Annotated in this window: 12 protein-coding genes; 1 reads left to right on the top strand and 11 read right to left on the bottom strand. The window is 45.1% G+C overall.

The features are described from left to right. Window positions 1-905: 905 nt before the first annotated feature. The 4 genes from P343_RS30965 to P343_RS30985 all read right to left on the bottom strand — a co-directional run bounded on the left by P343_RS30965 (window position 906) and on the right by P343_RS30985 (window position 6,304). Window positions 906-2,090 carry a trans-sulfuration enzyme family protein gene (locus P343_RS30965; RefSeq protein ID WP_023510748.1) on the bottom strand — a complete coding sequence of 395 codons (1,185 nt, stop codon included), beginning with the start codon at window positions 2,088-2,090 and terminating at the stop codon, window positions 906-908. Window positions 2,091-2,297: 207 nt separating this feature from the next. Beyond that, on the bottom strand, window positions 2,298-3,641 hold the full coding sequence (locus P343_RS30970; protein ID WP_031264072.1) for an Nramp family divalent metal transporter: 1,344 nt from the start codon (window positions 3,639-3,641) through the stop codon (window positions 2,298-2,300). Window positions 3,642-4,137: 496 nt separating this feature from the next. Then, the gene (locus P343_RS30980) at window positions 4,138-5,358 is read right to left on the bottom strand and encodes a peptidase U32 family protein (protein WP_023510751.1); all 1,221 of its coding nucleotides are present in this window, start codon (window positions 5,356-5,358) and stop codon (window positions 4,138-4,140) included. 37 nt (window positions 5,359-5,395) lie between these two features. Next, a complete protein-coding gene (locus P343_RS30985) occupies window positions 5,396-6,304 on the bottom strand; it encodes a peptidase U32 family protein (protein ID WP_031264073.1) in 909 nt (302 codons plus the stop codon). Window positions 6,305-6,511: 207 nt separating this feature from the next. Between P343_RS30985 and P343_RS30990 the strand changes: the two genes are divergently transcribed. Then, window positions 6,512-7,375, top strand: coding sequence for an NAD(P)-dependent oxidoreductase (locus P343_RS30990; RefSeq protein WP_023510753.1), 864 nt, complete (start codon window positions 6,512-6,514; stop codon window positions 7,373-7,375). Between the two features lie 71 nt (window positions 7,376-7,446). On the opposite strand, the gene P343_RS30995 is transcribed toward P343_RS30990, so the two are convergent. The 7 genes from P343_RS30995 to P343_RS31025 all read right to left on the bottom strand — a co-directional run bounded on the left by P343_RS30995 (window position 7,447) and on the right by P343_RS31025 (window position 11,871). Next, complete coding sequence (locus P343_RS30995; RefSeq protein ID WP_152525298.1) at window positions 7,447-7,848, bottom strand: hypothetical protein; 402 nt, start codon at window positions 7,846-7,848, stop codon at window positions 7,447-7,449. Window positions 7,849-7,905: 57 nt separating this feature from the next. Beyond that, window positions 7,906-8,862: a mannose-6-phosphate isomerase, class I gene (manA, locus tag P343_RS31000; RefSeq protein WP_023510755.1), complete on the bottom strand. Its 957-nt coding sequence runs from the start codon at window positions 8,860-8,862 to the stop codon at window positions 7,906-7,908. A gap of 91 nt (window positions 8,863-8,953) precedes the next feature. Next, window positions 8,954-9,373, bottom strand: coding sequence for a YjdF family protein (locus tag P343_RS31005; protein ID WP_023510756.1), 420 nt, complete (start codon window positions 9,371-9,373; stop codon window positions 8,954-8,956). Between the two features lie 414 nt (window positions 9,374-9,787). Beyond that, complete coding sequence (locus P343_RS31010) at window positions 9,788-10,138, bottom strand: hypothetical protein (RefSeq protein WP_023510757.1); 351 nt, start codon at window positions 10,136-10,138, stop codon at window positions 9,788-9,790. Between the two features lie 13 nt (window positions 10,139-10,151). Then, window positions 10,152-11,270: a GH25 family lysozyme gene (locus tag P343_RS31015; protein ID WP_023510758.1), complete on the bottom strand. Its 1,119-nt coding sequence runs from the start codon at window positions 11,268-11,270 to the stop codon at window positions 10,152-10,154. Window positions 11,271-11,323: 53 nt separating this feature from the next. Then, a complete protein-coding gene (locus P343_RS31020; protein ID WP_023510759.1) occupies window positions 11,324-11,632 on the bottom strand; it encodes a hypothetical protein in 309 nt (102 codons plus the stop codon). A gap of 14 nt (window positions 11,633-11,646) precedes the next feature. Next, entirely contained in the window at window positions 11,647-11,871 is a 225-nt protein-coding gene (locus P343_RS31025) for a hypothetical protein (protein WP_023510760.1), read from the bottom strand. Window position 11,872 lies beyond the last annotated feature (1 nt).

Consider the following 11,872-nt stretch of genomic DNA (forward strand, 5'->3'; position numbering starts at 1 on the left):
TTTCGGACAGAATCCTCTTCCGCTACATCAATTCGTCCATGATCCGCACTGTATAATTCAAACTGATTCATCAAATGAATCACCTTCTAGGTTTTATTCATTTAAGTTTTGCAACGTTTTTCAACTGAAATTTAGGTAAATGAGATGAAAAAGGATATGACTTTCTTCTGAGGTGCTTAAGATGAAATTTTTATGAGTGGTTTCTTTCTTTCACGTATTATATAAAATTCAGTAGACTCCCGAACACGGACTTTCCTCCTGAAAAACCCCGAAAAATCCCGCATGACAAAGATTTGATGACAACTTTCGACAAGAACCACCCGGACTTTTTTACTATCATTAAAATAAAACGTTTTCATACCTGTTTTTATTCTGATGGGATCATGAGCGTAAACAAGTATTTTGATGTCTTTTACATACAAACAATAACCTGCTAGAATTGCCATCTTCGGGAGCACGAAATCAATCATTGATGACTTACCACCGTTGCATGATTATCCAAATGTAGTTTCTGCACGATAAAAAAAACCTGGAAAATGGCACCAGATTTTTAAATTTAAGCTTGAGTATTAACTGTTAATCCGAGCTTCATGTCACTTAGGGGACTCGCATCAACTAGTGCGTCCACGGACAATCAGAAGCCTCCTCAGACATACGTTTGCCTCACAAAGTCTCCCTCGACCTGTAATCAACTGGAATGATCCGCAGATGTCTCGACCGCTTAAGCTTTTGAACAAGCACTTCCCCTCAAAATTTTATAATGTCTTTTCTTTTCTAAAATTCATAAAATGAGTTTTTGACATCTTTTTCTTTATGGGTTGATATTATTTGCTCATTCATAACCCACCTAATATTCAATAGGTGAGCCGGGAAAACTATCGGCTATTTTCGAAGTATCCCCCGCCTCACAACCCAACTTTCTCAAACGCCTGCTTCAAATCTTCAATTATGTCTTTTGCGCTTTCGAGGCCGACACTGAATCTGAGAAAGCCGTGTTTGCGGAATTCTTCGGGATAGTAATGGATGCGTTCATCATCCGGCCCGGTATAAACGATCAGGCTTTCATCGTGGCCGATGGAGACGGCGGAGATGATCAGTTCCAGCGAATTGACGAAGTCGTTATGGCGCGCGACATCGCCATCGATTCCAAACGAAAGCACACCGGAGTATAAGCCGTGCATTTGCTTTTTGGCGATTGCGTGTTGCGTGTGGCTTTCGAGTCCGGGATAAGCGACAAAGGTGACCCCCGGATAGGATTCTAGAAACTCCGCAACTTTTTGTGCGGTCTCGCTATGCTGTTTCATACGCAGCGGCAGCGTAACGATGCCGCGTGTGATCAGCCAGGCATTGAAGGGACTGATTGCACCACCGATATTGACCATCGCTTCTCGCTTAATCTTATCGATCAACTCCGTACGGCCAATGACCGCCCCACCCATCGCATCACCGTGACCGTTAATGTACTTGGTCAAGCTGTGAATAACCAGATCGGCACCGAGTTCCAACGGTCGCTGGATAAACGGCGAAGCAAACGTACTGTCAACGGTCAACAACGCTCCTGCCTTTTTCGCTATTTTCGAAATTTCGGCAATATCACTGACTCTTGTCGTCGGATTGCCCGGTGTTTCCAGATGAATCAGTTTTGTATTTGGACGAATCGCTTTGCGCACTTCTTCCGGATCAGAAGTGTCAACGAGTGAGACCTCGACACCGTATTTATCAGGAAAATATTCATGAAGCAGCCGGTAAACCGCTATGTAGGACACATCCGTGCAGATGACATGCGCGTTCTGATCAATAAAACTGAAAAATACACCGGCAAGAGCGGCAACACCGGTTGCCAGCACAACGCAATCTTCCCCGCCTTCAAGTGAAGCGAGCCGCTCCTGAAGGTAGATCTGATTCGCCGAGGTTGTACGTGTGTAGATCAAATTGTTCGGATCACTCCAATTGAGTGTCGACGCGTCATCCGGCAATCGGTAACTGTTCGCCATTGTGATCGGCCTACGAATCGCACCCGTCTCCTTGTCGATGTCGTTGCCCACATGAATACAGCGTGTCAAAAAATCTTTGTCTGCGTAATCCGCCATTTATTTTTCTCCCTCCATAACTCGATTCGATGTAACCAAATCTATCTGTAAATTAATCGTAGGATGACGAAAATCAGAAGTCAATGATTAATCACACTAATTTCATGTGTTTTATTATATTTTTTCTATTCGTAAAAAACGCAGCCCAATTTATGAGCTGCGTTTCTATTTTTCTTCTATTTCTATTGCTGGGTATTGTCTTGTTTGTCACCCGAAAAATGTGCCGTAGATCAGGAAAACGTTCAGGCAAGTCAGGACAATGGCAATCACCCAAGAAAGATATTTCACCCAGACAGGGTTGGCAAATTTGCCCATCATCTTCTTGCTGCTGGTAAATATGGTCAAAGGAATAATGGCGAATGGGAGCTGAATACTTAAGAATACCTGGGTGTACAGGAGCAGATGTTCAACAGCATCTTCTTTGCCGCCGTAAAGAATGACGCAGATTACAACCGGAATAACCGCGATCAGCCGAGTGATCATGCGGCGCAGCCACATTGGCATCTTCAAGTGGATAAAGCCTTCCATAACAATCTGTCCGGACAGCGTTCCAGTGATTGTCGAGTTTTGCCCCGAGGCAAGCAGTGCGACGGCGAACAATGTGCTTAATACAGGACTTGCGATTGCGCCGACAATTTGTGAATTACCGAGTGCGTTATACAGATCGGTGAAACGTCCCAGATTGCTCGCATGGCCATAGAACATCGCAGCACCGAGCACAAGCAGCAAGCTGTTAATGACAAAGGCGACCGATAAACTGATGTTCGAATCAATCGTTGCGAAGCGGATGGCTTGTTTCTTTCCTTTATCATTGCGTTCAAACCGGCGTGCCTGAACAATCGAAGAATGCAGATACAGATTGTGGGGCATAACTGTCGCTCCTACAATACCAAGAGCAATAAGAAGTGCGCCTTTGTCTGTCGCAATCGCCGGGCTAGGCACATAGCCCCCGAGAATCTGCCCGACGGACGGATTGGATAGAATCACTTCATAAAGGAAAACAACAAGAATCGTCGCAATGAGTGTCACAACAATCGCTTCAATCTTTCTGAAGCCGACCTTTGTCAAAGTAAGCAGCAGCAGTACATCCAGAGTTGTAATCAATACACCGACGAGAAGAGGAATCTTAAATAAAAGTTCAAGTGCCACAGCGCCGCCGATGACTTCCGCAATATCGGTTGCCATAATCGCCAGTTCGGTGAGGATCCATAAAACAAATGACACGGGCTTATTCGTAGCTTCGCGCGTGGCTTGCGCAAGATCCATGCCGGTGACAATCCCTAATTTTGCCGACATGCTTTGCAGGAGCATCGCTATCAGATTTGAAATCAGAATCACTGACAAAAGTGTGTAGGCATATTGTGCGCCGCCCTGAATCGAAGTAATCCAGTTTCCCGGATCCATATACCCTACCGCAACAAGAGCACCCGGACCGCTGTAGGCGGCAAGCATTTTCCAAAAGCCTGCTTTCTTTGGCAAGGCAACTGTATTATTAATTTCTTCCAAACTCGGCCCGTTTGAATAATGCACAACATGCTGTTTGCTGCGCATTCGCCGATTGACGTTTATTGATTCCTCCATTTCATCCAACCCCTTTTGTTTCGTCTGTATTATTATTTTGCTTCAGGGAAACATTTTTGTCAATAAGAAATTTAAGGTTTATTCTTTCACTTTCCAGATCATAATAAAAAACAAAATTCCGCTGTAAAATTAATGAACATCCGTGCACCTGGTTTCTCATCAGAAACCAAAGCCCGAGAACTAGCTTTTGAACGTGAATCCATGCTCGATCACACTCCAGTTGCTCCCTTTCCGCGGGTGATCCGGGAGCCTCCTCGGTCAATCAACTGTCTGCGGGGTCTCCCCTGGCTCGCATCAACAATACCAGTCCCGCAGGAGTCTCGCACTACCGTGTTTGAATCAAAACTTTTTCAAAGCATTACTACACTGCTGATATAAACCCTGAGCCCATTCAAAACTTTATGCTTATTAAAAAAAAGACCTCTTTCCACATCATTGCGGAAGGAGGTCTCTGATCCTATCGTTCTTATTTTTTTCTCATTAGGAAATACGGTTCAACCGGCGCATCTACGGTCATGGTCACAGTCATCATCGGATTCGGTGCGCGATCAATTGGTTCGCCGTCTTCATTCCATAAATCGCGAACCGTCTGCTTGAAATGGGCAAAGCCCGGTCCGTAGAATTCCACTTCTTCACCTACACCAAAATTGTTTCGCTGCTCAAGTGTGGCGATATGCGTTTCCGAATCATAGCTTAGAACTTGAGCGGCAAATGTGTATTTCGGAATCTTGCGCGGTTTGCCGAAAAGCTGTTCTTTTTCAGTTGGTACGCCATAATAAAAACCGGTCGAAAGGTCACGTTGGGCCACCTTCCAGATTTCTTCATCCCAAGCCGGATCAAAGGTAAAATGCTCCGGATCGTTGCAATACGCATCAACAGCGTTGCGATATACATTGGCAACGGTCGACACATAATGAATTGATTTCATACGTCCTTCAATCTTCAGGCTGTTCACACCGGCGTCAATCATATCCGGTAAATGATGTAGCATTGACAAATCAACTGCGCTCATTGAAAATGGTTCATCATCGCGTAGCAGGCTTGTCAGCGCTCCTCCGTCCATCTCGAACAGGTCATATTTCCAGCGGCAGGACTGCGCACACCCGCCACGGTTCGCATCACGGTTAACCATATGATTGGAAAGTGTGCAACGTCCCGAATAAGCGATGCACATCGCGCCATGAACAAACGCCTCGATTTCGATGTCCGTGTGACGGCGCATCTCACGTATTTCTTCAATACCTACTTCTCTGGCCAAAACCACCCGTTCCAAACCAATGCTTTTCCAGAATTCAAGCGTTTTGTAGTTTGTCGCCGATGCCTGTGTGGACAAGTGAATAGGCAGTCCGGGTGCAGCGTTAAAACAAACAACAATAAGAGCAGGATCGGAAATGATAACCGCATCCACACCTATCGATTGCAGCGTTTTGAAAAATTCCCCCGCCCCTTTAGCATCACCTTCATGTGTGACCATATTTGCTGCCACAAACACCTTTGCTCCTCGAACATGAGCAAATTCCACGCCTTCCGTCATCTCTTCATAAGAAAAATTGCCGGCGCGCGAACGCAGTCCGAACGCCTGCCCGCCAATATAGACAGCGTCTGCACCATATCGGATCGCCATTTTCAATTTTTCTAAATTACCTGCCGGAGCAAGAACCTCAGGCTTGTTTTCTATCTTTTTCATCAGCGTTCTCCTTCGTAAGGCTAATCGAATCAAATTTTCAGTGAACATCTTCGGGATTTTTCAAATAGAATCCGGTACCGAGAGGCCTTGACGCAGGCTGCAGTTTAGCTAGCCGGTTGCAGAAGCTCTCAGGGACGAATGCTCCCGATTCAATCGCGTGTCTTGCTTCATCAAAAAGCGCGACAATCTGAACAAAACGCTCCCCACGAAGCAGCACACCATCTAGTTTCCATGTATTCAAACCTTGATCATGCATTATTTTTAACTGGCCCACCAGCGACAAATCTTCTGTTGAAAAAATATGAGTACCGTCTTGATCTTCAAAAATCGGATACTGGCTGTCCGGATTTTTCGGGTCACGAAGGTATAGGCCGTCCGGTTTATCGACTTGCCCAGGATTTCCGGTATAGTTGTAATAATTAGTCAGCAGCGGTCGCCCGGATTGATGAATACAGGTCGGTCCATAAACCTGTACTTCAATCGGCTGATCCAGTAATTGCTGCATGGCAATCAATTCTGTTAATGTCAGCTCACGAGCGGCAACTGCACCCGATGCACCCTGTCCGACCCAAAAGGCAACCTGTTCAGCAGAGGTAACAAGTGTTCCTGCATCATAAATAAAAGACAATGGCAGGCCAAGTTCCTTCAACACAAAAATAGCGCCCGGATCACCGATTGTGACGGCATCAGCACCAATCTCAGCCAGTTGGGACAGATAAGGGGTCAATTGTCCGATCTGTTCATTATGCATCAGCGCGTTGCAAGCAACGGTCACCTTTTTCCCATAGCTATGGGCAAGGCAGATAATCCTATTAATTTCTTCTAGGCTGAGTGCTTGCGGGAGGCGCAGCCCAAATGGATGACCGCCAACATAGAGCGTGTCCACCCCTGCATTAAGGAGCGACTCTGCCTGCGCGTACGATTCTGCAGTTGCAATGATGTCAATCAAAATAAAACCTCCGTATTCAAACATTCCATGCCTTCCATTATAACATGATCCCTGGTGTAGCAACAAAAAGGGCATGAGTCAATTTGATGTGTATTTTCAGAGCGTTGTGCTATGCTGACAATGGAAATAATCCTAGCAGAAAAGAAAACTTGGCGAAGCCAATCCGTAGACGAAGGATGAGCTTCGATTAAGGAGAGACGACAGATGATTGGATTTATCGGAATAGGCATTATGGGCAGCCGAATGGCGGGAAGACTGCTTGAAGCGGGACACGAATTGGTAGTCTATAACCGCACAAAATCAAAAGCTGAGCCGCTGATTGAAAAAGGAGCAGTGTGGGCGGATTCACCGCAAGAAGTTGGAAAACAGGCAGACATCGTTTTCACAATGCTTGCTAATCCTCAAGCTATCGACGCAGTCGCTTTTGCGGAAAATGGGCTTTTGAACGGCTTGAAACCCGGCGCACTATGGGTGGACAGCAGCACGATCAGCCCTTCACAATCAGTAAAGTTAGCTGATGCTGCGAAAGAAAAAAATGTTCGTTTCCTTGATGCGCCGGTGGCCGGCTCCACGGCACCTGCTGAAAAGGGAGAGCTGATCTTCTTTGTCGGAGGTGAGGCTGATGCTCTGGAAGAAGCCCGACCTTTACTTGACATCATGGGCAAAGAGATCCATCACAAAGGCCCGAACGGTACGGGAACATCGATGAAACTGGTCAACAATTTAATGCTCGGTCAGAGTGTAGCTGCTTTTTCTGAAGCAGTGGCCTTCGGGGAGAGCCTCGGTCTGGACAAGGAAGGCATCATTAAGTCCCTCTTTGCCGGACCTACTGCGGCGCCGATCCTTCACTTCAAAGAGAAGAAAATCATGAACGAAGACTTCGAAAACGCGGACTTCAAAATCAACAGTATCTATAAAGATATGGAGCTTGCGTCTGAAGAGGCTTATGCACACGGATTCGCGTTGCCTCTATCAAACTTAGTCAAAGCGTTCTATGGTCTCTGTCAGCAACAAGGCAAAGGGGAATATGATTTTGCAACAATCTATGATTTTCTGAAAAAGAAATAATCGTTCAGAAAATGAATAAATGAAAAACCGTAGTGATCATCTACTCACTACGGTTTCTTTATGGCAATTTTTTAGCTGCTTCGTCTTTTTCTCCATTTTTTGCTGGAGGTATACCTTTTCCGGGAATTAAGTGATTTCGACGTGATCAACTCTGCGACACGTCTAATTTTCTCGGTTAATTCAAGCATTGGCTCAGGATCAATCATTACCTTTACCCCATGCTTTCTCGCGAGGATTGCTGTTTGCTCTACGACACCGACAACCACATTCTGCAGCAGCAAAACAGCGCCGCATCGTGTAATCACCTTTTCTAGGATTGGCATGTCCTCTTTGCTGATTTCATCACCGTATCCATGTAGAAATAGTACACGTGCGGTATTTTGATCGCAGCTCGCGATGAGGCCTGTCTTTTGTCTGCGCCGCGATTTGCTTTTTGATTTTCTGGTGCCTGATCCTGTTTCTTTCTGATTCACACAATGAAAAGGAGCGCCAATCACCATGATGGCAGGTTTTCTGCGTTTTGAACTCATTTAGACAGGATTGGAGACAATCAGATCCGCAGTTCCGAAGATTTGCAGTGTCTCGACTGAAGCCGGCACCACAAGATGATCGCCTTTTTTCAGGTCATAGCTTGCGTCGCCAATCTGAAGCGTTCCTTCTCCGTCAAGAACACTCATCAGCAAAAATGGCCAATTCTTGTGAATCGGCTCCGTCTTCCCGCGAACCTCCCAATGTGAGACGGTAAACAGGCTTTCCCGCAGCAATTCGGTGAATTTGGCTTCCGCTTCCTGATGAACATGATACGTAAGATCAGGATCAATATGCGGATAGTTTGCGACTTCGATGGATTGCTGGATATGGAGGTCGCGTGGTTTCCCGTCAGAACCCGGTCGGTCGTAATCATAGACGCGGTAGGTCGTGTCCGAGCTCTGCTGCGTTTCGAGGATCAGGCAACCGCCGCAAATAGCATGGATGGTGCCGCTTGGAACATAGAAAAAGTCGCCTGGCTTTACTTTGACGCGGCGCAGGAGGCTGTCCCATTTTTTCTCTTCAACCGCTTTTTGGAAATCTTCTTGAGATTGTGCGGTATGCCCGTAAACAATTTCCGAATCCTCATCGCAATCGATGATATACCAGCATTCCGTTTTTCCGAACGGCACATGTTCTTTTGCTTGCGCGTATGTATCGTCGGGATGTACCTGAACAGACAAATCAGTCCGAGCATCGAGAATTTTCGTGAGCAAGGGAAAATCGTCCCCTGCATAGTTATCGAACAGTTCCCGATGTGATGCCCAGGCATCTGCCAACGTTTTTCCTGCGAACGGTCCGTTTTTGATTACTGCCGGACCATTTGGATGTGCTGAAATGCCCCAGCATTCTCCGGTTGTCTCGCTGGGTATATTGTAGCCAAATTGATCGCGCAATCGTGTGCCGCCCCAAATTTTATCATGAAGCGCAGGCTCTAAAAAAAGCGGTGTTGTATCCATAACTGAACTCTTCCCCCGTTCTCCTTGAATGCGCTACTATTATACCATTCTTTTTTGCAAAAATAGACAGCGCTTAGAATCGGCATACGGATCAAGCCTTTCCTCGATGCTTCTGCCGAGATTTCTCTCTTCTTAACTGATAGCGGCGTTCCTGCAAAGCCTCTTTATCAGCTTTTTTCTGTTGATGAACTGCTACCTTTCGTTGTTCAACTACTTCTTTTAAAGCCCTTTGCGCCTTTGTCCCGATCCCCGCGCTCCGCAACTCTTTTTCAGCAATACGTCTCAATCTTTTGGCATTCATACGTTTTCTCATTCGGATAGGTCTTTCGAGACGATTTAACGGCAACGTCCGTTCAAGTAATCGCATCAAGTCCTTTTGCACAAATGACAGTATTTCCTGATTGCTCGGCTCAGAACCAAACAGGTAACGCACAATTAGCGGCTGCCTTTCTTTCTCAGATTCAATGACACCAATCCAATACTGTCCATCAAAATAAACCGTTAACTTCATCAAAATTCCTCCTCTGCTGTTGCATGAAATGACGGACATCCCGAGGAGGGTAATGCTGACAATATTGACTATTTGTGACGATCAGAAATTAATTACGATTAGTGCTAACAATTAAGCCGTCTTGATNTCCCGAGGAGGGTAATGCTGACAATATTGACTATTTGTGACGATCAGAAATTAATTACGATTAGTGCTAACAATTAAGCCGTCTTGATTAATTAATACAAACTGTTTATCTTTATTATCAACTAATAAGTCAGTCAGTTGGTCAGTTTCTACTTTTAACACAATATCTTCTAAAACAATGCTCATCATGTACAAAAAGGAATATCTGCATAAATAAAAAAGGGAGCCCGCACATTTGTGGGCTCCCAATTATGTATACCCGGACAAGCCGGGTGGTAAAGCATTATGTTATTTCTGAACATCTTTAATTACTTCTTGGCCATTTGATTCAAGTGTATTGATTTCTTTCTGTACATCAGCGATTGTAATATCCTTGATCCCATGTTTTTCTAATACGTTGACAATAGCCTGTGCTGTTGCATCTTTAGCTTCCGGACTAGCGAGCAACTTTTCAGCGTCGCTTTTAATCGCTTCAATCAACTTGTCCAATACTGGAGATTTCTTTTCGACAGCCAAAACAAGCTTTTCAATCCGCTTGTACGTTGCAGAATGATAGACATAATAGCCAACTAGCGATAGTACGCCAGCACCAAGTAACTGCAATAGATTGATAAGTACATCTTCAATTAATTTTTCCATTCAAAACACCCTTTCAGTATTTAAGTTTTTGTCCAGGACGAATAAGGTCAGAGCGTAGATGATTCAGCATTTTGACGTGTGTAATAGTCGTTTTATGTGCGCGTGTAATACCCCACAGCGTGTTACCGCGCTTAACGGTGTAGGTGTGCGCCTTTACCTTTTTGACCGCTTTCTTAACTGCTTTTGGATTCTTGGCAGGTTTAACACCACTTTTTAGTTTCACCAACAGAGCGATGTTCTGCGCTGCCGTTCCGCTATAGTTAGTAATGCCGTAAGACTTGGCTAATGTTGAACGTTCTGAATAACTCCAAGCCTTTTTGTGCTGTTTGAGCCAGTTAACTAGACTTACACTGCCGATCTTCTTAACCTTTTTTGGAGCTGTAGCGTTCGGCGCTACATACCGACTTGCATACTTACCGGCAAAGTCTTGAGACACATCAAAACTTCCACCAATGCCATTAAAGTGATAGCCAGATGACCACTGCCATGCCCCTTTGCCGTTGCGCCATACTGGTTCTGTCTTTCCACCGTTGTAACGCGCTAGCCAAGGTTGCGAGATTGATAGTTTATCTGCATCTAAATGACTGCTATAGAATCCGGATCCGGAATAAAGATCAACAGTCGGATATCCTAATTGATGCATTTCACTTGTAAATGCGTTTGTTGCGTCTGTAAGCGTTGCTTTGCTCGCTGTTGGCAATTCTACGTCGACCACAACAATTCCGTCTTTAAGCTTGTCAAATCCGACATATTTAAGCTGTTTATCGAACCAATCAGCTTCCGTTTTCGCTTCTGAAACAGAAGTAAAACGAGCGAAATGATACGCGCTTACAGCCATACCTGACGCTTTCGCATTGGCTACGTTGACGCTTGCTGCAGGATCAATGTAGCTTGTCCCATCTGAAACCTTAACGACAACACCGTTTACACCGGATACCTTAATCGTCTGGTAAAAACTGAGCGGAAGACCACCCTGAGCATTGTGATGAGATACGTCGATAAAGTCTACTTTTGGCGCGGCATGTACTGGCGCAACAAAAGAGAGCACCAACGCGATTGTCAGTGCTTCTGCAATAAGTCCATCTATTATTTTTTTCAAAGTTGCTCGCTTCCTTCTATGATATTTCCCCATTATATTTCGCCTCCTTTCATTTCTATGTATGAAAAAAGCGCCCATTTGGACGCTTAATGAAGGGCTAGATTGATAATAAGCGTTGCTAAACTGACAATCGCCCCAACGGTGACTGCAATTTTACCAGCGGATTGCCATGTCACAATGTGAGCTTCCTGCTTTTTCTGTTGAATTCCCCCGAGCATTCGGATTACTTCTGTGTTTTGCTCACGTAAATACTTGTTTGACTCGTCATTGCTGATATTTCCGCGCTTTACCTCATCCGACAATTTATCCATACGCTGACGGATGTCGTCCTGACCGTCCTCCAATCGGTGGATTCTTTTTTCATGATCTTCTAATCGCTCTACCGTATCTATCATGTCATCACCGCCTATTATGCTTGTGCACTTCCTACTAACGTTTGAACCGCAGGCGCAATTAGTGCATTGATCTGATCCACATTGCCACCTGCTGCCGTAAACTGTTCTATAGTGATCTTTACGCTACCGTTTAAAAACTCCCCGGTGCTGTCATTGCGTCCGTTAAAAGCCAATAAAAAACCTGTGATATTTCTTGATGCATCGTAAACCGGATTGAGACTTGTGAATTGATAGTTCATG

The sequence above is a fragment of the Sporolactobacillus laevolacticus DSM 442 genome (assembly GCF_000497245.1).
Classification (GTDB): domain Bacteria; phylum Bacillota; class Bacilli; order Bacillales; family Sporolactobacillaceae; genus Sporolactobacillus; species Sporolactobacillus laevolacticus.

Coding starts and splice junctions, on each gene's coding strand:
- P343_RS30980 (WP_023510751.1), bottom strand. CDS start 5,358: ATGAAAAAGATAGAAAACAAGCCTGAGGTTCTTGCTCCGGCAGGTAAT.
- P343_RS30970 (WP_031264072.1), bottom strand. CDS start 3,641: ATGCGCAGCAAACAGCATGTTGTGCATTATTCAAACGGGCCGAGTTTG.
- P343_RS31020 (WP_023510759.1), bottom strand. CDS start 11,632: ATGATAGATACGGTAGAGCGATTAGAAGATCATGAAAAAAGAATCCAC.
- P343_RS30990 (WP_023510753.1), top strand. CDS start 6,512: ATGATTGGATTTATCGGAATAGGCATTATGGGCAGCCGAATGGCGGGA.
- P343_RS31005 (WP_023510756.1), bottom strand. CDS start 9,373: ATGAAGTTAACGGTTTATTTTGATGGACAGTATTGGATTGGTGTCATT.
- manA (WP_023510755.1), bottom strand. CDS start 8,862: ATGGATACAACACCGCTTTTTTTAGAGCCTGCGCTTCATGATAAAATT.
- P343_RS31010 (WP_023510757.1), bottom strand. CDS start 10,138: ATGGAAAAATTAATTGAAGATGTACTTATCAATCTATTGCAGTTACTT.
- P343_RS30965 (WP_023510748.1), bottom strand. CDS start 2,090: ATGGCGGATTACGCAGACAAAGATTTTTTGACACGCTGTATTCATGTG.
- P343_RS31015 (WP_023510758.1), bottom strand. CDS start 11,270: ATGGGGAAATATCATAGAAGGAAGCGAGCAACTTTGAAAAAAATAATA.
- P343_RS31025 (WP_023510760.1), bottom strand. CDS start 11,871: ATGAACTATCAATTCACAAGTCTCAATCCGGTTTACGATGCATCAAGA.